Here is a 19,331-nt window from a genome sequence, read left to right as displayed (position 1 = left end):
TCAAAATTCAGGCCTCAACGACTTGCACCTGGCCCGGATCGAGCCAGATCTGATGATACTCGGCGGGTTTACCAAAAACCTCGCCCACATGCAGCTCGATCAGGCCATCGTCGAATTTGACGATCGGAAATGTCTTGCCGACGCACCCGCGAAACAGCGTCATGAGCTGCTTGTTGTCTTTGGGGACCCCGTCCGGGGTGCCCATGACACGGACTTTGTCACCGATGTTCATGCCGTCTCCAGAAGTTCGAGGGCTTCCTTGGCGTCGAGACGCCCGTCGTAGAGCGCACGGCCGGTGATTGCGCCTTCGAGCATTCGATATTCGGGCTTCTTCAGATCCCGCACGTCGGCGATGGACGCAAGGCCGCCAGACGCGATCACTGGAATGCGGGTTGCCTGCGCCAGCGCCGCGGTCGCCGGCAAGTTGAGGCCCTTCAAAACCCCGTCACGCTCGATGTCCGTATAGATGATGGCGGCGACGCCCGCATCCTCGAACCGTTTCGCAAGATCGGCCGCCGTCAACTCCGACGTTTCCGCCCAGCCTTCGACGGCAACTTTACCGCCCTTGGCGTCGATGCCGACCGCGACGCGCCCCGGAAAGCGTTTCGCCGCTTCTCTCACCAATGCGGGATCCCGCACAGCGACCGTCCCGAGAATGACGCGCCGGATGCCCTTCTCTAGCCATGCTTCGATCGTCGCCAGATCGCGGATGCCGCCGCCAAGTTGCGCCGGGATCGAAATTGCCTTCAAAATGGCTTCTACCGCCGCGCCGTTGACGGGCTTGCCCGCGAAGGCGCCGTTCAAATCGACAATGTGCAGATATTTGAAGCCCTGGCGCTCGAAGCTCGCCGCCTGCGCCGCCGGATCGTCGTTGAACACCGTCACGGCGTCCATCTCGCCGAGCTTCAGCCGGACGCACTGGCCGTCCTTCAAATCAATGGCAGGAAATAGGATCAATGGTCTTCTCTCGGGTGAATTCTCTTTCTCCCCTTGGGGAGAAGGTGGCCGAAGGCCGGCTGAGGGAGAAGGAGTGCTACTCTGCCCTTCGCCCCAATCCCCTCCCGAGGGAGGGGAGAACCCACGCGATACCGCGCGATGCTCCGGCCATCAGATTGCTATCTTGGGTTTCTATGTTTCCCGTGCGATCAATCGCGGATCGCGCTCTGCGTCAAGCCCGCACGCTGCGGCCGGCTCCCCCGAAGGGGAGTCGCAGCGTGCAAACCAAAAGCCGCAGCGCGCTAAGAGTTGAGTTCCATGGCAACAGCGTTTCTCGTCGAACCCCCGCCCGCCATCGCCCGTCGTCCCCTGACCGAGGACGACGCGGTCGACATCTGGATCGCGCGCTGGCTCAGAATCCGTCCCGTAGACCTGCAGCGCCGCTACGCCTGCGATCCCCGACGTCTCTATGAAATTTGGGAGGAGACGCGCTTTCCCGGAAGCCGCGCACGGGCTTGGGCCGAGTTCCAAAGCCGTTTTCCGGACCTCGAACCCCGCTTCGATCCGGGGCCGCACCGGCGTATCCCGACGGCCCCGCACCCGGATCAATTGAGTTTGTTCTCAGAGGCCTAAAGACGCCGGACGCCCCCAAAACCAATCAGAAGTCGAAGAATTTCCGCCGCAGCGCGTCTTCGTAGGCCTTCTTGGCGGCTTTCACCTTGGTACGCATTTCGTCTTCGGCGAAGTGAGCGGCTTCCCACTTGTCGACCTCGGCGAGCGAGTGATTGACTGATGCCAGCGCTTCCTCGCGCTTGATCGCCGCGATCCACTCTTCGACGGCCACCGTGTAAGCGCTCTGCATCTGGTCGAGTTCGGAAACATTGTCGTCCATGTCTAACCTCCCGCTTCAGTTCCGCGAGACGTTCTCTAGCGCCGCCACATGAACGGCCAACGACACCTCTGCGCCAGAGCACGAAAGCCCGTATTTGTTGGAGGTCTCAACGTATTGCTGATGCCACGACGTTAAGCATTTAACAAGAACATTTTCAGAACAAACACTGGACAAGTCGGATGAGTCGTGGCATGTTCTTCCTATGTTCACGGCGCCCTAAATGAGGCGTCACCCCGGGTCAAAGTAGCGTGTTAGACCCTCCCTGCAACACTAGGAGAGCCCCCCATGCGCACCTATCTCATCTCGTACGATCTCGCCCACCCGACCCGCAATCAGCACGTCCTCGCTCAGATCATCATGGGTCTTGGTGAGAAGTGGGCGCGGCCGCTTTCGAACACTTGGTACGTGATGTCCGAGCGCGAAGAGGTCGAGCTTGAGACTGAGCTCAGGGAACTGCTCGCCGAAGACGACGGCCTTTTGATCCAAGCGACGAAGCGCGAAGCCACGATGACCAACACGTCGCTCCGCTGGTTCCGTCAGCGCCGTCCGGGTCTCGATCTGGCACCCGATGGCAACGTCATCGCTTTCCCGCTGCCGGCGATGCAAGCCACCGAGCCGATGGAGCCCGAGCTGCCGTTCGCGCGAGCTGGCTGAGCAGCAGACCAAACGAATTCCGGACTTTGGGCGGGGTGGGCCTTCTCCCCCTTAGCCTCCCGCGGGTCCGTCCCGTCCAAAGTCCGATGCTGGAGCTCCGGGGATCATGCCCCCCAAAGCACATGATCCCCGGCCTCCTTTTTTTGAGTTGCCGAACACTGAACTTTCTACCTGCCCCACGAAGCGTTCCTGCGTAACCCCGTGTTTCCGCTCCCCCAGCCCCCGCACCGGATCAGCGCCATGAAGACCTTCCTTCTCCATCACACCCCCAAATCCGCCAACCAGGACACCTGGACGGTGACGTTTTCGCTTCCCTACATCGCGACCGAATACGCCCCCGCCGGCAACGGCGTCTGGTACGTCCGAACCTGGCTTGGTGCCGACCAGATCAAACGCCGGCTCGCGATCCTCTTTGATCACCCCGATGAACTGATCGTCCACGAGCTTGGCCGCGCCGACACCGCCGCGACGAACCGTCTGACCTGGCTCGAAGGCCGCCTCGAAAACGACGATATGGATGGGTCGTGGCACGTGCCGCGTGGCGTCTGGAGCGTGCTTCAATCCGCCGTCGGCACGCTGGCCCGCTGACTGAGGTTACTCACGAAATTTGTCATCCCGGCCGGACCCCGGCCACGAGCCGGGGGAAGAGCCGGGACCTAGGACTGGGTCCCGCAAGTTGGCTTGCCCGGCATGACAAGTTGTCAATGGCGCGCGGGGAAAGCGACTTTTACGGCTTCCAGTTCAAGAAATTCGCGATCAGCTTTAGGCCGAGCTTCTGGCTCTTTTCGGGATGAAACTGCGTGCCCGCGATATTGCCGTCGGCGACGAACGCCGTGATCGGACCGCCGTAATTCGTCTCCGCGACGACGACGCGGCGCTCCTTCGGCACCATCGCGAACGAGTGCACGAAATACGCGTGCCAGCCGTCGGGCCCCGTCGGAATACCGTCAAGCAGCGCGTGAGGGTTGACGACATCGAGCGTATTCCACCCCATGTGCGGGATCTTCAGTGCGGGATCTTTCGGCTCGATCGCGCGCACTTCACCCTTCAGCCACCCGAGCCCCGGTGTCTCGACAAACTCCAACCCCCGCTCGCTCAAAAGCTGCATGCCGACGCAGATGCCGAGAAACGGCCGCCCTTTCCGCCGCACGGTCTCTTCTAAAGCCGGAATGAGCCCCGGAACGCGTTCGAGCCCGTGTTTGCAATCGCCGTAAGCCCCGACGCCCGGCAACACGATCCGATCCGCGGCGAGCACGTCCTCCGTCCGCGGGCTGACGATGATCTTTGCCGGTGGATCTATGTCCCGCGCGGCGCTTTCGAACGCTTTCGCCGCCGAGTGGAGATTGCCCGACCCGTAATCGATGATGACGACGCTTTGCATTAGAAACCCGGCTTAAGCCCCCGCACCGAACGGCCAGAAGCGCGAACCGCTCCCCGACGACATGCCGTTCGTGGCATCGCTCGTGATAACCGGCTGCTCCGGCAGCCAACTCTCGAAGAAACGCCGCTCGCATTCCGCCATCGACTTGCCGTTGACGACGCCGATCGTCTGCCACCCCTTCTGATCGAGCATCCAGCGCTTCAAGGTTGAGACCTCGAAGCCGAGGTAGACGTTGATTGTCAGGAAAATGAGCCCCATCACGCTCGGATCGACCTTCAGCGTCTGCAAAAGGTATCCGAGCAAAGCCGACCCGGCGAGATAAGCGATCGCCATGAGCCACAGGCTGTTGGCGAGAAACCCGAGCGGCGGGCAGATCGCAGTCAGCCAGGAAAAGCCGTCCTTCACGAACTCAAGCTCGACGCCACGGTCGACGCGATCGGCATCGGATTGAGGCGACTCATGCACGGTATAGGTCGACACTGAACTCAAGCTCCTTGCTCCATTCCAACGCCGCGGCGCCGCCCGGTCGCCAAACTTCCGGCGTCCGATCTTAAAGCGTGCCCTTCGTCGAGGGAATGCGCCCTGCCTGCCGCGGATCGACGGCAATCGCCGCCTTGAGCGCCCGCGCCAGGCCCTTATAACAGGTCTCGGCAATATGGTGATTGTTCTCGCCGTAAAGGTTTTCAACGTGCAGCGTGATGCCCGCATTCTGCGCAAACGCCTGGAACCACTCGCGGAAAAGCTCGGTGTCCATCTCGCCGAGCTTCGGCTGGGAGAACTCCGCCTTCCAGACCAGGAATGGCCGCCCAGAGACATCGACCGCAACGCGTGTCAGCGTCTCGTCCATCGGCAGATGCACATCCGCGTAGCGCACGATCCCGGCCTTGTCGCCGAGCGCCTTCGCGATCGCCTGCCCAATGACGATGCCCGAATCTTCGGTCGTGTGGTGGAAGTCGATATGCAGATCGCCCTTGGCTCGCAGCGTAATGTCGATCAGCGAATGCCGCGCAAGCTGCTCCAGCATGTGATCGAGAAAGCCGATCCCGGTCGAAATGTCGTAAGAGCCCTTGCCGTCGAGGTCGACGGTCGCGGAGATCTCGGTCTCCTTGGTCTTGCGCGTAATCGTCGCCTGCCGCTTCACGTGAATCGTTCTCCGTCCATATTTCCGCCCGAGCGTTTATCAGCTAGGTGCCTTCAAGGCCAAGGCCCTGCCGGTCGAACGACGCCCGTCCTTGGCGGCCGGCTCTCGGAACGAGAGTCGCCGGGCAAACCAACAACTCTTGCATCCTGACGCCAAAAGCTTAACTGACGCGATACAAATGACCCACCAGAACCCAAATACCGGCGATTCGAGCTGGCACGCCACGACGATCCTGACGGTCCGCAAGGGCGGCAAAGTTGTAGTTGCCGGCGACGGCCAGGTCAGCCTCGGCCAAACGATCATCAAATCGAACGCCCGGAAGGTCCGCCGCCTCGGCAAGGGCGACGTGATCGGCGGTTTCGCTGGTGCCACCGCCGACGCCTTCACGCTTTTCGAGCGTCTCGAAGCCAAGCTCGAGCAATACCCGGGGCAGCTGACACGGGCCGCCGTCGAACTAGCGAAGGATTGGCGCACCGACCGCTATCTGCGCCGCCTCGAAGCCATGATGATCGTTGCCGACGCAACGACGACGTTGGTCCTCACCGGCACGGGTGACGTTCTGGAGCCCGAAAACGCCGTCGCCGGGATCGGCTCGGGCGGAAATTATGCCCTCGCGGCCGCCCGCGCGCTTCTCGACCAACCGCTTGACGCCGAAGCCATTGCCCGTAAGGCCATGTCCATTGCCGCCGAAATTTGCGTCTATACCAATTCAAACATCGTCGTCGAAACCCTCGACGCCAAAACATCGTAGCGCTCCCGAGAGCAAATCATGGCCAACGGCTTACCCTCTGACGATCTGACGGCCGCCGTCGACGCAGGCGTCATCGACGCCGCGCAGGCCGAGAAGCTGCGGGCCATGCGCCAAGGCCAAGCGTCGGCCGCCCCCATCGGACCCGATGGCGAAGCGGTGCTTGCGGACGAAGAACACTTTCGCTTCCTGAACGGCTTCAACGACGTCTTCCTGACGATTGGCGTGCTCCTTGTCGCCGCCGCGTTCTTTGCAGCCATGTCGACGAGCCTGTTCGGCATCAGTTGGACCGCGACGTTTGCTGTGGCAGCCGCGACGTTCTGGATCTTGAGCGAAATTCTGGTGAAGCGTCTGCGCGCCGTTTTGCCGGGGATGGTGTTGTCGCTGCTGTTCGTCGCGTTCGCGGCCTCTGCCGTCGTGGTTCAGCTTCACTGGGACAACTTCAAGGCTTCGAACTGGGATGTCGCTTCCGAGCTCGTCTTTTGGCGAAATCCGACGATGATCTTCGGATTGCCCGCGCTCATCGCATCGTTCGTCTACTACATCCGCTTTCGCTTGCCCTTCGCCCTCGCTTTGATCGCGTTCTTTGGCTACGCGGTCGTGAGCACCGGCCTTTTTCAAATCGGCATCGGTCCCTCATTCTCGGCCTTCGGTTACGGTCTCGTCGTGTTGATCGCAGCACTCGCCTACGACGCCCGCGATCCGAGGCGTGTCACGCGCTTTTCCGATTGCGCTTTCTGGCTGCATCTCGTGGCGGCCTGTCTCATCGTTTCGCCGCTCATCGGCATGATCACGAGATCGACCGGCGGCATGGCGACGTCGGCCGTCGTGGTGTTGACGGTTTTGCTGCTCGGTCTCTTCGCGCTCGCCATCGACAGGCGCGCGCTCCTCGTCTCGTCGCTCGCCTACTTCACGGCTGCGGTTTACCAATTGCTCAGCAGCGGCGCAGGCATGCATGACAGCGGCGGCATCCCGTCAACATTCACGCTGACACTCGCCCTCGTCGGCGGCTTTGTCCTGATCCTCGGCGTTTTCTGGCATTCGTTGCGCAACCGTCTACTGCCGGTTTTGCAAGCGACTCCCTTCGGTCCCTACCTTCCCCAAGCGAGACAATGACCAACTTTTCTCCGCGTGAAATCGTATCCGAACTCGACCGTTATATCGTCGGCCAGGGTGACGCCAAGCGCGCCGTCGCCATCGCACTGCGCAACCGTTGGCGCCGCCAGCAACTGACGGGCGAACTTCGCGACGAAGTCTTGCCGAAAAACATTTTGATGATCGGCCCGACCGGCGTCGGCAAGACCGAAATCTCGCGCCGCCTCGCAAAGCTCGCGGGTGCGCCGTTCCTCAAGGTCGAAGCCACCAAATTCACCGAGGTCGGGTACGTCGGCCGCGATGTCGAAAGCATCATCCGCGATCTCGTCGAAGTCGGCCTAGCGCTCGTCAAGGAAACCAAACGCCAGGGTGTGCGCGCCAAAGCCGAGAAAGCCGCCGAGGAACGCGTGCTCGATGCGCTCGTCGGCTCTAACGCATCGCCGTCGACACGTGACAGTTTCCGCAAGAAGTTGCGCAACAACGAACTGAACGACAAGGAAATCGACATCCTCGTCTCCGACACGGCATCGCCCATTCCGAGCTTCGATATGCCGGGCGGCTCGATGGCGGCGATCAACATCGGCGAGATGCTCGGCAAGGCGCTCGGTCAGCGCACCAAATCGCGCCGCGTTACCGTCAAGGACAGCTTCGACATCCTGACCGCGGAAGAAAGCGACAAGCTGATCGACAGCGATCAGATTTCCGGCGAAGCGATCGCGGCGGTCGAAAACAACGGCATCGTCTTCCTCGACGAGATCGATAAAATTTCATCTCGCGGCGAGGGCGCCCGCGGCGGCGCCGACGTCTCTCGCGAAGGCGTGCAGCGCGATCTCCTGCCGTTGATTGAAGGCACCACCGTCGCGACGAAATATGGCCCCGTGAAAACCGACCATATTCTCTTCATCGCGTCGGGCGCCTTTCATGTCTCGAAGCCATCAGACCTTCTTCCCGAACTGCAAGGCCGTCTCCCCATTCGCGTCGAACTCAGCGCTCTGACGCGCGAAGATATGCGGCGCATCCTGACCGAGCCGCAGGCAAGCCTCATCAAGCAGTACATCGCGTTGATGCAGACCGAAGGCCTGACGCTCGAATTCCAACCCGACGCCATCGATGCCTTGGCCGATGCCGCCGTCGAAGTGAATTCGACCGTCGAGAATATCGGCGCCCGCCGCCTTCAGACCGTGCTTGAACGTGTCCTCGACGAAGTCTCGTTCGAAGCCTCCGACCGCAGCGGCGCGACCGTCGTCGTCGACGGCCCCTACGTCACCGACCGTGTCGGCCAGCTCGCGAAGAACGCCGATCTCAGCCGGTTTATTTTGTAACCTCATCAACGGTGTCATCCCGGCCGAGCCGCCTTTGCGGCGAGAGCCGGGACCCATAGTCGACATTTCGAGCTCTCTGGGTCCCGGCTCAGCGCTGACGCGCTGTCCGGGATGACAATTAGGCCCGCTATTCTTTCCGGCCAAACGCCTGTAGAAGTGCGCATTCCCGCAACTCAAAGCTGTTTTTTAGTTATGACCGCCGCCCCATTCGTTAAGATCGACCAAGATGCGCTCACCCCCAAGCTTTCGCTCGCGGGTCTGACGCGCGACCGGCTGAAGCTCGCACTTGCCGCCGCTGGCGTCCCGGAGAAGCAACTCCGCATGCGCGTCGGCCAGCTTTGGAGTTGGATCTACGTTCGCGGCGTCACGAGCTTCGAAGACATGACGGACGTCTCGAAAGACCTTCGCGGTCAGCTTGCCGAACTCTACACCCTCGACCGTCCCGAAATCGTCTCCGAGCAGATCTCGGTCGATGGCACGCGCAAATGGCTCTTGCGCCTTCCCAAGCGCGGCCACGAAGCCCGCCCGCCCGAAATCGAAACCGTCTACATTCCGGAAAGCGACCGCGGCACGCTTTGCATTTCGAGTCAGGTTGGCTGCACGCTGAATTGCTCGTTCTGCCACACCGGCACCCAGCGCCTCGTGCGCAACCTCGAAGCCGAGGAGATCATCACCCAGATCATGCTCGCGCGTGACCGCATCGGTGACTGGCCCGGCGCCAAGGGACCTGACGACGGCCGCCTGCTTCCGAACGCCGAGCGCAAGATCACGAACGTCGTGCTGATGGGCATGGGCGAACCGCTCTACAATTTCGACAACGTCAAAGCCGCGATGGATGTGGCGTCCGACGGCGAAGGCCTGTCTCTCTCGAAGCGGCGCATCACGCTTTCGACCTCCGGCATCGTTCCCGAAATTCCCCGCTGGGGCGAGGAAGCCGACACGATGCTGGCGATCTCGCTGCACGCAACGAACGACGCGCTGCGCGACGAACTCGTGCCGATCAACAAAAAATATCCCATCGCCGAGCTGATGGAAGCCTGCCGCAACTATCCCGGTCTTTCGAACTCGCGCCGTATCACCTTCGAATACGTGATGCTCAAAGGCGTCAACGACAGCCTTGCGGAGGCCCGTGCGCTCGTGCGGCTGCTCGCTGGAATTCCCGCGAAAATCAATCTGATCCCGTTCAATCCATGGCCGGGCACCCAGTACGAATGCTCTGACTGGGAAACGATCGAGCGCTTCGCCGAAGTCGTGAACCGGGCAGGCTATGCCAGCCCCGTCCGCACCCCGCGCGGTCGTGATATTCTCGCGGCCTGCGGACAACTTAGGTCGGAAAGCCAGCGCCTTTCCGCAAGCGAGCGCCGGGCGACACCCGCAAACCTCTAGCCCGTGGTTCCCGGCAGCCTTCGCCGTTATTCCTGTTGAGCCCCTACCCCAGGCCTATATAGACTTCGCGCCAGGTGGAGCTTTGGGGCGGTTTCCTTGTGCGTAGGTTTGTCGGCACCTTGGCGCGAATTGTATTCGGGTTGACGCTCGCGAGCTTGGCCGCCGGGCTCGTCACCACCCTCTTCGTCGATATCGACGTTCTTTCGGGTCCGCTCGATCGCCTGCCGAAAACCGTGGGCGAGACCATCGACTTGGCGCTTCTTGCCGCGACCCATATCGCGATCTTCGCATCGGTCTTCGTGTTGATCACAGCCGCGATCGGCGAATGTTTCTCGATCCGCGCCTTGCCGTTCTATCTGCTCGTCGGCGTGATGATCGCTTTCCTAGGCTTCAGCGCTCAATACGCGAGCGAGGTCGCGGGGCAGCCGACGATACTGAACAATTACGCAGTGAAAGCTTTCCTGACGGTCGGCTTCTTCGGCGGCTTCGTCTATTGGCTCGCGGCAGGCCAGTTCGCAGGCCGCCGTCCGGAAATATCGCCGACGCTCAACCCGGCGCCCGTTTCCGAAACCACGCCGCCCGATACCAACGACGCCGACGAAGCCCGGGTCGTCATCACGCACCCATCCGCAGGCGCGCCACAGCCACGCTGGCGCATGCCGAAACTCGAACGGTTGAAGTTTGCGAAGCGCGGCGAGCAAGCCGGCCCAAGCGACGAGATCACTGTATCGGCTGCCCCGGCGACACAAAGCCGGACTCCCGCGATTAGCGTACCGCTGCTGTCCGCCACCTCTCGAACACGTGATTAACCAAAGCTGCGGCCCGGGTGCTTCTCTGTTGCTGCAGTGCAGCAGGCATGATATATTGTCGCACAACCGGGAGGCATGCGGCATTGTTCGATTGCGCGTTGCATTTTCGCTTTCTTCAGAAAGCGACCGAAGCCATGTTCGAGATGGGCCAAGCCTCTGTGGCAGCCTCCCTTGCATGTCAGAAACGTCTCTATGACGAGATGACTCCGGAAAAGCTCCGGCCGGTCGAATCTCCGGCGTGGACAGGCTGGTTCGGAACTTGGTCGCCAACACCGCCGGCACCAGCACCGATTCCCCAAGCTGATCTCATGCAATCTTGGATGGCGATGGCAAACGCCTGCTCCTCCTATTGGACCGGAGCCCAGACCGTTCCGGCATCGCCAACTCGGACCTTCGCGATGACGAATGCCGGGGTCCCACCTGCCGTTCAGGCGTTCTGGGCCGCCACGCCCTGGACGTTCTACCAGGCCCCGATGATGGCGATGATGCTCTCGTACGGCGTTCCATATGCCGTCGCAGCGCCAACCGCCCGCGCAAGCACGTCTGCTATGGATGCGGCCGATGCCGCTTGTGAGCAATGGCGATTGGTCTTCGGCAGCGCCGAGGGCCAGACGAGCCTCCGGCGAAATACCGCTCCCGCACGCTGGCCATCATATCTGCACTAAGGCCCCGAGGCCGCTTTATCCGAACGCCAAACGAGACGGTCGGCGGCCAGCGGCGCGTTAGTCAGCGCCTCCGGCGTCCGGAGCCGCACCCGCATTATCCCCGGCGGGGGCTTCTGCAGGAGCTGCGGCAGGTTCTGCAGCGGGCTGCTCCGCGACGGGCGCGACCGGCTTCGGCTTGGCCTTCTTGACCGCCGCCGTCTTGGCTTTCTTTGCAGGCTTGGCGTCCACCGTCGCAGTCGTCGAAACCGCGGCCGTCGATGAATTCGTCGACCACGGCAAAACTTCTGGTTTGTCGACTTTGGCCGCTTTCGCCGCCTTTTCGGATTCTTTTTTCAGGATCGCCAACGACCGGCAACGGGCTTTGGTCGCCTTACCGGCGTCATTCGTCCCGGCCGCGACCCAGATGCAGGCCGTGTTCGTTCCGCAAACGTCTTCCGCGAGGTTGAGGCACGAAGCCTTCGCCGTCTTGGGCTTCTTGACGGCCCCCGCGGGCTGACCGGCCGTTGCCGAGGCGTTCGCCGATCCCTCAGCCGAAACAGGCACGGCCGCAGTCTTCTTTGCTTTCTTGTGCTTGACGACGGGCGGAGTAGGCGCTGCCTCGGCGGTGGCGGCAGGCGCCGGCTCGGATTCGGGTGGCGCGGCTTGCGCAGCGGCCGGAGGCTCTGCCTGTTCCGAACTCGGCGGCGCAGCGGCGTCCGTCGAATGCGCGGTCGGATCGCTGCTATCGGCGACAGGCTGGGATTGGGCCGGCGGATCGTCCGGCGGAACCGTCACAGTGACCTCTTCGGCCCCGAGCGGAAGGGCGAGCGCCCCACTCAAGAGCCCAAGCCAAAAGAGCTTCCCGACGATGCGAATCGATGTGGCCACGACCGCTCTCCCCCTGAGACAAGTTCCCGCGCTTCTAACAGCTTCCGCGGAGCAGAAACACCGCAAACACCCCCGATAGGCCATTTTTATGTTCACGAATCGAGTGCAATGCGGAAGAAGCGAACGCGCAGCAATACAATCTCGTAAGGTCTTCATCGCGCTGCTGTAACACGACGTAAAATGCCTCACGATTTCGCCCGCATCGAATCCCTTTCCCAGGCCAGCGCCTGATCCAGCCGATCATCGCCCCAGAACAGCTCTCCGTCGCTCGTCGTGAAGCTCGGTGCACCGAAAATACCGAGCGCCAGCGCTTCATCGGTCGATGTCCGCAACACCGCTTTGACGCTCAGGTCGGCAGCATCTTTGCGTGTCGCATCCGGTTCGAGACCTGCCGCCACGAGACAATCCGTCAAAACAGCGTCATCGAAGATGTCCAAACCTTTACCGAACGCCGCCGCGTAAACCGCCCGGCTGAAATCCGCGATCCGCCCTTTCGCCTTCGCGGCGATAGCGAGACGCGCGGCCTTCAGTCCATTGGATGGAAACGGCGACGGCATCCGGAAGGGAAGCCCGCGCGCCGCAGCCGTGCGCGCGATATCGCGCGCCATGTAGCGGCCCTTCGCCGGATAGAGATTGAACGGCGACGTCGCCCATCCCTGAGATTTGAAGACCGGACCGAGCAGAAAAGGCCTCCAGTCGACCTCGACGTGGGCACGCGCTGCCTCCTCCGTGATGCGCATGGCGCTAAGGTAGGAATAGGTCGAAGCGAACTCGTACCAGAAGACGATGGTCGGTTTCATGCCGCGCCCCGCTTTCATCAAACGCTTACTCTCGTTGCGACAAGTCGTGTTCCTGCGTCTACTACACTTGCGGGTAGCGCCACCGCCCCTATAGTGCCGCGCGTTTCCAACCCAATCCGCAATCCCAAGAGTCAGAAGAGCCAAATCGCCCATGAGCGCCGCGCCCAAGTCCGTGAAGAAAGTCGTCCTCGCCTATTCGGGCGGCCTCGACACCTCCATCATCCTGAAATGGCTGCAGGAGACGTACGGCGCCGAAGTCGTGACGTTCACGGCCGATCTTGGACAGGGCGAAGAGCTGGAGCCGGCGCGCAAGAAAGCGCTGATGCTCGGTATCAAGGAAGAAAACATCTTTATCGAAGACCTGCGCGAGGAATTCGTCCGCGACTTCGTCTTCCCGATGTTCCGCGCCAATACCGTTTACGAGGGCGTCTACCTTCTCGGCACGTCGATTGCCCGGCCGCTGATCGCAAAAAAGCAGATCGAGATCGCGCGCAAGGTCGGCGCTGACGCCGTCTGCCACGGCGCCACCGGCAAGGGCAACGATCAAGTGCGCTTCGAGCTTGGCTACTACGCTTTGGAGCCGGGAATCAAAATCATCGCCCCTTGGCGGGAGTGGAGCTTCAAAGGCCGCGAGGATCTCCTCGACTTCGCGCGCAAGAACCAGATCCCCGTCGCGAAGGACAAGGAAGGGGAATCGCCGTTCTCCGTCGACGCCAACCTTCTGCACTCGTCGTCGGAAGGCAAAGTTCTGGAGGATCCGGCCAAGAAGCCGCCCGAGGTCGTCTACCAGCGTACGATTTCGCCGATGGCCGCGCCCGATAAGGTCACCACCATCAAAATCGGCTTCGAGAAGGGCGACCCTGTCTCCATCAACGGCGAGAAGTTGTCGCCCGCGACGCTTCTGAAGGCATTGAACGACTTGGGTCGCGACAACGGCATTGGCCGCCTCGACCTCGTCGAAAACCGCTTCGTCGGCATGAAGTCGCGTGGTGTCTATGAAACGCCCGGCGGCACCATCCTGCTGACCGCACACCGCGCCATCGAAAGCCTGACCCTCGATCGCGGTGCCGCGCATCTCAAAGATGAGATCATGCCGCGCTACGCCGAGTTGATCTATAACGGCTTCTGGTTCGCGCCGGAGCGAGAGATGCTGCAGGCGCTGATCGACAAGAGCCAAGAGAACGTCGAAGGCGAAGTGACGCTCGAACTCTACAAGGGCAACGTCGTCGTCGTCGGCCGCGAAAGCGCCAAGTCGCTCTATTCGCCGACGCTCGTCACCTTCGAAGACGACAAGGGCGCTTACGACCAGAAGGACGCGGAAGGCTTCATCAAGCTCAACGCGCTGCGCTTGCGCACGCTCGGAAAGCGGAACAAGACCACGTCCTGAGCGGTACCACTTCAGAGGTGGAGGCAAATATGATCGTCATCACGCGAAACGGCGAGACGACCGTCCTCACCGGCTGGCGCGAATGGCTTTTCAAGATCGTCGTCTTCATGGCGGCGATTTTGTTGTTCGGCGTCATCGCGTTCGTGATGTTCGGCCTCGCCCTCACAGTCGGCGCGATTGCCCTCGTTGTCATCCCGGCGGTACTCATCGTCGGACTGCTTGGAACGATTTTCGGCCGCCGCATCTAAGCGCCGATTGCCAGAGCCGTTGGTAAATAGACGCTCTTCCGAAATAGGATTTTCGCGTCCGCCGCGTCTCGGGTCTTGACGCCGGGAGCGCTATCCACGACATCGCGTGCTCCAAGAGCCCGTGCATTCCAAGCAAGAATCGACGAGGAACGAAATTATGACAGTCGTGGCGGACGGCCTGCCGGTAGTGACGCCCGCTGAATGGGCGCCTCAGAAAGCCATCTGGACTGCGTGGCCCGCCGATCCGGACGAATGGAACGGCGATCTCGAAACGCCGCGCCGCGACGTGGCCGCGCTCATCCGGGCATTGACCATCGCCGGCAATCACGTCCGTCTTCTCGTTAACGGCGACGAAGCCAAAGCCTCTGCCACCGCCGCGCTCCGCGACATCGCCGAACTCATCCCGGCGAAATACGGTGACATCTGGCTGCGCGACACCGGCCCCATTTACGCGCATGCCGGAAACGGCAACGTCGCCCTCCGCTTCAAGACCAACAGCTGGGGCGGCAAATACGATCTGCCCGACGACGCGACCGTCGGCGATGACGTCGCACGCATTTCGCGCACGGCCGTGCGCCGCTTCGATTTCGTGCTCGAAGGCGGCGCGGTCGATCACGATGGCGAAGGCACGATCCTCGCCACGCAGCAGACACTGCTCAACCCCAACCGCAACGGCTGGACTAAAGAAGCCGCCGAGAAATCGCTCGCCGAAGCCTTCGGCACGAAGAAGGTCATCTGGATCGACGAAGGCCTGAAGAACGATCACACCGATGGCCACGTCGATAACATCGCCCGCTTTGTCGCGCCGGGACGCGTTGTCTGCCAGGCACCGGCAGGTCCGGACGATCCCAACGCCGGGACGCTGAACGCCATTGCGGCAACGCTCGAAAAGGCGACCGACGCGAAAGGCCGCGCGCTCGACGTCGTCCGCATTCCCGGTGTCGGTCTCTATCGCAATGCCCTTGGGGAAATCTCACCCGCTTCCCATATGAATTTCCTGATCGCGAACGACGTTGTCGTCGTGCCGATTTATGGAACTGCTACCGAGGCCGACGCGCTGCAAGCGCTGCAGGCCGTTTTTCCAACTCGTGCAGTCGTCGGCGTATCCTCGCGCGGCCTTCTTGGCTGCGGCGAAGCCGGCGGCGGATCCTTCCACTGCATCACGCAACAGGAGCCTCTCTAGATGCCGCGACGCTCGATCACGGTCGGCACCATTCAGACCTCGTATGGCAGCGATATCGAAACCAATATCGCGAAGACCGAAATGTTCGTGCGCGAGGCTGCCGGACGCGGCGCTGAAATCATCCTGCCATCCGAGCTGTTCGAAGGCATCTACTTCTGCACGCGTCAGGATCCGAAGTGGTTCGAGACCGCGCATCCCGTGATGGAGCATCCGTGCGTGATCGCGCTGCGCAAGCTCGCGAAGTCTCTGAACGTCGTGATCCCGATCTCCTTCTTCGAAAAGGATGGCCCGCGCTATTACAATAGCGTTGCCATTGCCGACGCCGACGGTGAAATCCTTGGTGTCTACCGCAAGAGCCACATCCCTGACGGGCCGGGCTATCAGGAGAAGTATTACTTCCGCCCCGGCGATACCGGCTTCAAGACCTGGAGCACGAAGCACGGCCGCATCGGCGTCGGCATCTGCTGGGATCAGTGGTATCCGGAAACCGCGCGAGCCATGATGCTCCAAGGCGCCGAGGTCCTGTTCTATCCGACCGCAATCGGCTCGGAACCTTACGACGCGAGCCTTGACACGCACTTGCAGTGGCAGCGCGTCATGCAGGGCCACGCGGTCGCGAACGCCGTGCCGATCGTTTCCGCCAATCGCATCGGCCTCGAAGACAACGATGGCGTGAAGCAGCAATTCTACGGTCACTCCTTCATCAGCGATCATCGTGGCGAGCTTGTACAAAAGTTCAACGCCGAGGATGAAGGCGTGCTGGTCCATACCTTCGATCTCGATTTGATCGGGAGCTATCGCGCCGATTGGGGATTTTTCCGCGATCGCCGCACCGACCTCTACGCCAAAAGTATCGTCTAGCATCGACGCAAATCGTTGCCGAAAGCAGTGCGCTCCATAACGAGCCGCAAGCGAAGATGTGCGTTTTGTTGCTTCAGAGCCGAATGCGAATTCGAATCCTTACGATACTGCCCAATTACGTCGACATCGGCGCTTACGCACTTGTGAATTTCCAGGCCAAATATGCGTTCAATAGCAATACGACATTCGCGATCGGCGGCACGAACCTGCTCGACGAAAATTATGCCGTCGCCGAAGGCTTTTTCGAGCCAGGCCGACAATTCTTTGCTAACCTGAGGGCCCGCTTCTAGAAAGGGCCATCATGAAAATTAGCGCGAGAAACGTGCTCAAGGGCAAGATCGTCGAAGTCATCAAAGGCGCAACGACCGCGCACGTGCGTCTGGATGTCGGCGGCACGATCGTCACGGCTTCAATCACCAACGAAGCAGTCGATGACCTGGGACTCGTAAAGGGCATGTCGGCCTCGGCAGTGATCAAGGCTTCTGACGTGATGGTTGCGGTCGACTGACATGAAACAATCGCATGCTCTTCCGATGCTGGCTGCCGCAGCGGCGCTGGCCTTCACTCTCCCCGCATTCGCTGCCGAGACCGGCGGTTGCAAAAGCTTCGCCTGGTCGATCGCGACCGAGCTGCAATGGATCAAGGCGGCCGATATCCAAGCGGTCAAATCCGGTGCGAAGCTTCCGTCACCGCCCGCGAAAGCCATGGCTCTGTCGCTTGAACCGATGAGCGCTGTGACGTTTCCCGTTCCGCCGACCGGCAAACTGAAACCGGCGGGCGACGTCTACGGCGGCGTCGTCGAATTCGAGGGCCCGAGCAGCGCCCCCGGTTCTTATCAGGTAACGATGGAAACCGCCGGCTGGGTTGACGTCATTCAAGACGGCAAAGCGTTGAAGTCGACGGCCCACAGCGGCAAATCCGATTGCGATGGGGTCCGCAAGACCATTCGCTTCAACCTGGATCCCGGGCCTTTCACCGTCGAGTTCAGCAACATCAAGAAAGACGCGATCAAGTTCGCGATCCGCCAAGCCGACTAGATCGTGTTGACTTAAGTCCGGCCGATGAGCATCTGAAGATCGTCGGATCCGGCATTTGGCGCCCATCATGAATTTCCTCGCAGACACACCGCGGCTCGAACTCTTCCGTCTCGGCGGCATTCCGATCAAGGTCGACATCACGTTCATTCTGGTGCCGATCTTTCTGTTTTCCGTGTTGCAGCGATCGCCGGGCACGTTCGCGATCCTGATCGCGGGCGTTTTCCTGTCCGTGCTGCTGCACGAACTCGGGCACGCGACGATCGCTCGCCTCTTCGAGGTGCCGGTCGGCGAAATCCTGGTCGGCGGCTTTTACGGCTACGCTCGGATGCTCCAGGCAGCGCCATCGACGATGGCGAACATCCTGATCCTGTTCGCCGGACCGCTGACCAATGGTCTTATCTTTCTCGCGTGCTGGTACGCCCTCGGCCAACCCGAGGTCGGCATCACAGGAAACTTCGGGCCGATCGACCCCGAGCCCTGGCTCACGAACAACCCGTGGGCCATCTACGCCACGTTCATGCTGGCGCGCATCAATCTGGCGATGCTGGTCTTCAATCTGCTTCCGGCATTTCCGCTCGACGGCGGCCGGATCTATCGCGACATGCTGAGCGCTGCGATGCCCCGCGCGATCGCCATCCGCGCCATTGCCGCGCTCGGCGTTATCGTCGGCCTCTGGAGCGCCTTCGCCGGCTTCAAGTCGAGCGTCGTACTGCTTTTGATCGGCGCGCAGATCGCCATCATGAACTGGGCGATCCTGAAACAGCCCGTTGCTGCGGAAGACCGCTAGAGCATTTTCCCCTGAAGTGAGCACCGGTTCGTCTTAGAGAATGCGACGAATCAAAAACGAGCGCGGCAATTGCAAATCCGGCGTTTCTCAATGCATATCTGGCGGACACACAAACGCCTTCGCTGGAAACCGTAATGACCCGCGCCTCCGTCGATCGCACACTCTCGCGGCTCTATTGGCTGCTGGGAATCGTCTTGCTTCTGCTGCTCGCGTCGAAATTCGCCAATGACGTTCCGGGCATGCCGCCGTTCGTGATCTCGGCCGCCAATAACGTCTATGAATTCATGCGCGACATGTCCCTGCTGATCGCGACCGGCGGCGTCGCGTATATTTCCAATATTTATCAGAAGCGCTCGAACTTCGTTGAAAGCCTGGAAGAAGAATGGCGCAATATCGTGCGCACCAAATCCGTGCTGCTCTCGACCTGCGAAAAACCCTACCTCGCGACCGACGACTACCTCGCCGCTTATTACAAGGTGAGCGAAACCATCGACACGATGCGCATCGTCTACCGCAACGCCGGTGAAACCGAGGGCCTTGTCGGTCTTTACCCTTACGCGCCGATCCATGACATGCGCCGCGCCTTGCAAACGCTCGACCCGCGCGTCGAGACTGAAATCACGAGCGAGAAGAAGGCCCTCGCGCGCGACGCGATCCTTCAGGCGTTCAACGCGCTTCGCGAGACCTTCTTGGAGGAACTCGACCTTGAGGAGCCGCAGCATCCCCTGCTGATCGCGGGAGGCCGCCGCCTCAAGACTCCTGGCGCCGCCGTCTCGGCCCGCGTGACGGAAGAGCATCAACGCAAAAGGCTGGATCGTGCCCCCTCGCCCCGTCCCGATATTGACGCCTTTTTGACAAAGCTCCGCGATGACGAAGAGAACAAAGTCCCGGCGACCGAAATGCCGAGCCGCTGATCGCGAAAACCCTACGCAAGTTGGCGATGCGCCTGACGAGACAAGATCTTGCAGGTTGGCCCCGAAATTGCCCCACAGAACAAATTCCGTGCCAAATTATGATGCTGCACCCCTGTTTGACTGTTAAGCCGCACCCTACATAATGCGAGCCGCCCTAGCCCTCTGCCATGCCGTCATGCTAGGTGCGAGCCGATATTGCGCCGCTGTGGCAATGCCCG

Annotated in this window: 26 protein-coding genes; 18 read left to right on the top strand and 8 right to left on the bottom strand. The window is 61.2% G+C overall.

The window, feature by feature from the left end; translation table 11 throughout:
- Positions 1 to 7: 7 nt before the first annotated feature.
- Positions 8 to 232, bottom strand: a complete 225-nt coding sequence (locus WC811_RS12865; protein ID WP_372645129.1) for a hypothetical protein — start codon at positions 230 to 232, stop codon at positions 8 to 10.
- Positions 229 to 957, bottom strand: a complete 729-nt coding sequence (gene hisA, locus WC811_RS12860) for a 1-(5-phosphoribosyl)-5-[(5-phosphoribosylamino)methylideneamino]imidazole-4-carboxamide isomerase (RefSeq protein ID WP_372645127.1) — start codon at positions 955 to 957, stop codon at positions 229 to 231. The genes WC811_RS12865 and hisA overlap by 4 nt, the downstream gene beginning before the upstream one ends.
- A gap of 297 nt (positions 958 to 1,254) precedes the next feature.
- Here hisA and WC811_RS12855 point away from each other — a divergent pair, with 297 nt between their 5' ends.
- Positions 1,255 to 1,569 carry a hypothetical protein gene (locus WC811_RS12855; protein WP_372645125.1) on the top strand — a complete coding sequence of 105 codons (315 nt, stop codon included), beginning with the start codon at positions 1,255 to 1,257 and terminating at the stop codon, positions 1,567 to 1,569.
- Positions 1,570 to 1,594: 25 nt separating this feature from the next.
- Here WC811_RS12855 and WC811_RS12850 read toward each other — a convergent pair whose 3' ends face one another.
- On the bottom strand, positions 1,595 to 1,828 hold the full coding sequence (locus WC811_RS12850; protein ID WP_372645123.1) for a hypothetical protein: 234 nt from the start codon (positions 1,826 to 1,828) through the stop codon (positions 1,595 to 1,597).
- Positions 1,829 to 2,113: 285 nt separating this feature from the next.
- Between WC811_RS12850 and WC811_RS12845 the strand changes: the two genes are divergently transcribed.
- Together WC811_RS12845 and WC811_RS12840 are read left to right on the top strand one after the other, a co-directional pair.
- Entirely contained in the window at positions 2,114 to 2,482 is a 369-nt protein-coding gene (locus tag WC811_RS12845) for a hypothetical protein (RefSeq protein WP_372645121.1), read from the top strand.
- A 240-nt stretch (positions 2,483 to 2,722) separates the two neighbouring features.
- Complete coding sequence (locus tag WC811_RS12840; RefSeq protein ID WP_372645119.1) at positions 2,723 to 3,070, top strand: hypothetical protein; 348 nt, start codon at positions 2,723 to 2,725, stop codon at positions 3,068 to 3,070.
- 139 nt (positions 3,071 to 3,209) lie between these two features.
- On the opposite strand, the gene hisH is transcribed toward WC811_RS12840, so the two are convergent.
- The 3 genes from hisH to hisB all read right to left on the bottom strand — a co-directional run bounded on the left by hisH (position 3,210) and on the right by hisB (position 5,004).
- Positions 3,210 to 3,863, bottom strand: a complete 654-nt coding sequence (hisH, locus tag WC811_RS12835; protein WP_372645117.1) for an imidazole glycerol phosphate synthase subunit HisH — start codon at positions 3,861 to 3,863, stop codon at positions 3,210 to 3,212.
- A 12-nt stretch (positions 3,864 to 3,875) separates the two neighbouring features.
- Positions 3,876 to 4,343: a DUF2628 domain-containing protein gene (locus WC811_RS12830; RefSeq protein ID WP_372645114.1), complete on the bottom strand. Its 468-nt coding sequence runs from the start codon at positions 4,341 to 4,343 to the stop codon at positions 3,876 to 3,878.
- A 70-nt stretch (positions 4,344 to 4,413) separates the two neighbouring features.
- The gene (gene hisB, locus WC811_RS12825) at positions 4,414 to 5,004 is read right to left on the bottom strand and encodes an imidazoleglycerol-phosphate dehydratase HisB (RefSeq protein WP_372645112.1); all 591 of its coding nucleotides are present in this window, start codon (positions 5,002 to 5,004) and stop codon (positions 4,414 to 4,416) included.
- 178 nt (positions 5,005 to 5,182) lie between these two features.
- Here hisB and hslV point away from each other — a divergent pair, with 178 nt between their 5' ends.
- The 6 genes from hslV to WC811_RS12795 all read left to right on the top strand — a co-directional run bounded on the left by hslV (position 5,183) and on the right by WC811_RS12795 (position 11,029).
- Positions 5,183 to 5,755, top strand: coding sequence for an ATP-dependent protease subunit HslV (hslV, locus tag WC811_RS12820; RefSeq protein WP_372645110.1), 573 nt, complete (start codon positions 5,183 to 5,185; stop codon positions 5,753 to 5,755).
- A gap of 18 nt (positions 5,756 to 5,773) precedes the next feature.
- A complete protein-coding gene (locus tag WC811_RS12815; protein WP_372645107.1) occupies positions 5,774 to 6,868 on the top strand; it encodes a hypothetical protein in 1,095 nt (364 codons plus the stop codon).
- Positions 6,865 to 8,169, top strand: a complete 1,305-nt coding sequence (gene hslU / locus WC811_RS12810; protein ID WP_372645105.1) for an ATP-dependent protease ATPase subunit HslU — start codon at positions 6,865 to 6,867, stop codon at positions 8,167 to 8,169. The genes WC811_RS12815 and hslU overlap by 4 nt, the downstream gene beginning before the upstream one ends.
- Positions 8,170 to 8,361: 192 nt before the next feature.
- The gene (gene rlmN, locus WC811_RS12805; RefSeq protein ID WP_372645103.1) at positions 8,362 to 9,555 is read left to right on the top strand and encodes a 23S rRNA (adenine(2503)-C(2))-methyltransferase RlmN; all 1,194 of its coding nucleotides are present in this window, start codon (positions 8,362 to 8,364) and stop codon (positions 9,553 to 9,555) included.
- A gap of 98 nt (positions 9,556 to 9,653) precedes the next feature.
- The gene (locus WC811_RS12800; protein ID WP_372645101.1) at positions 9,654 to 10,364 is read left to right on the top strand and encodes a hypothetical protein; all 711 of its coding nucleotides are present in this window, start codon (positions 9,654 to 9,656) and stop codon (positions 10,362 to 10,364) included.
- An 83-nt stretch (positions 10,365 to 10,447) separates the two neighbouring features.
- The gene (locus tag WC811_RS12795) at positions 10,448 to 11,029 is read left to right on the top strand and encodes a hypothetical protein (RefSeq protein ID WP_372645099.1); all 582 of its coding nucleotides are present in this window, start codon (positions 10,448 to 10,450) and stop codon (positions 11,027 to 11,029) included.
- 57 nt (positions 11,030 to 11,086) lie between these two features.
- On the opposite strand, the gene WC811_RS12790 is transcribed toward WC811_RS12795, so the two are convergent.
- On the bottom strand, positions 11,087 to 11,896 hold the full coding sequence (locus WC811_RS12790) for a hypothetical protein (RefSeq protein ID WP_372645097.1): 810 nt from the start codon (positions 11,894 to 11,896) through the stop codon (positions 11,087 to 11,089).
- 185 nt (positions 11,897 to 12,081) lie between these two features.
- A complete protein-coding gene (locus WC811_RS12785) occupies positions 12,082 to 12,696 on the bottom strand; it encodes a 2-hydroxychromene-2-carboxylate isomerase (RefSeq protein WP_372645095.1) in 615 nt (204 codons plus the stop codon).
- A 151-nt stretch (positions 12,697 to 12,847) separates the two neighbouring features.
- Between WC811_RS12785 and WC811_RS12780 the strand changes: the two genes are divergently transcribed.
- The 9 genes from WC811_RS12780 (at position 12,848) to WC811_RS12740 (ending at position 19,113) form a co-directional block, all read left to right on the top strand.
- Positions 12,848 to 14,083: an argininosuccinate synthase gene (locus WC811_RS12780; protein WP_372645093.1), complete on the top strand. Its 1,236-nt coding sequence runs from the start codon at positions 12,848 to 12,850 to the stop codon at positions 14,081 to 14,083.
- Between the two features lie 29 nt (positions 14,084 to 14,112).
- Entirely contained in the window at positions 14,113 to 14,331 is a 219-nt protein-coding gene (locus WC811_RS12775; protein WP_372645090.1) for a hypothetical protein, read from the top strand.
- A 157-nt stretch (positions 14,332 to 14,488) separates the two neighbouring features.
- Entirely contained in the window at positions 14,489 to 15,514 is a 1,026-nt protein-coding gene (locus WC811_RS12770; RefSeq protein WP_372645088.1) for an agmatine deiminase family protein, read from the top strand.
- Positions 15,515 to 16,375 carry an N-carbamoylputrescine amidase gene (gene aguB / locus WC811_RS12765; protein ID WP_372645086.1) on the top strand — a complete coding sequence of 287 codons (861 nt, stop codon included), beginning with the start codon at positions 15,515 to 15,517 and terminating at the stop codon, positions 16,373 to 16,375.
- 83 nt (positions 16,376 to 16,458) lie between these two features.
- The gene (locus tag WC811_RS12760; protein WP_372645083.1) at positions 16,459 to 16,665 is read left to right on the top strand and encodes a hypothetical protein; all 207 of its coding nucleotides are present in this window, start codon (positions 16,459 to 16,461) and stop codon (positions 16,663 to 16,665) included.
- Positions 16,666 to 16,676: 11 nt separating this feature from the next.
- On the top strand, positions 16,677 to 16,883 hold the full coding sequence (locus tag WC811_RS12755) for a molybdopterin-binding protein (RefSeq protein ID WP_372645081.1): 207 nt from the start codon (positions 16,677 to 16,679) through the stop codon (positions 16,881 to 16,883).
- Position 16,884: 1 nt separating this feature from the next.
- Entirely contained in the window at positions 16,885 to 17,412 is a 528-nt protein-coding gene (locus WC811_RS12750; RefSeq protein WP_372645079.1) for a hypothetical protein, read from the top strand.
- A 67-nt stretch (positions 17,413 to 17,479) separates the two neighbouring features.
- Complete coding sequence (locus tag WC811_RS12745; protein ID WP_372645077.1) at positions 17,480 to 18,199, top strand: site-2 protease family protein; 720 nt, start codon at positions 17,480 to 17,482, stop codon at positions 18,197 to 18,199.
- A 134-nt stretch (positions 18,200 to 18,333) separates the two neighbouring features.
- The gene (locus WC811_RS12740) at positions 18,334 to 19,113 is read left to right on the top strand and encodes a hypothetical protein (RefSeq protein ID WP_372645075.1); all 780 of its coding nucleotides are present in this window, start codon (positions 18,334 to 18,336) and stop codon (positions 19,111 to 19,113) included.
- Positions 19,114 to 19,331 lie beyond the last annotated feature (218 nt).

The sequence above is a fragment of the Hyphomicrobium sp. genome, assembly GCF_041659645.1.
Classification (GTDB): domain Bacteria; phylum Pseudomonadota; class Alphaproteobacteria; order Rhizobiales; family Hyphomicrobiaceae; genus Hyphomicrobium_B.
This window is presented reverse-complemented; position numbering and strand designations above follow the sequence as displayed.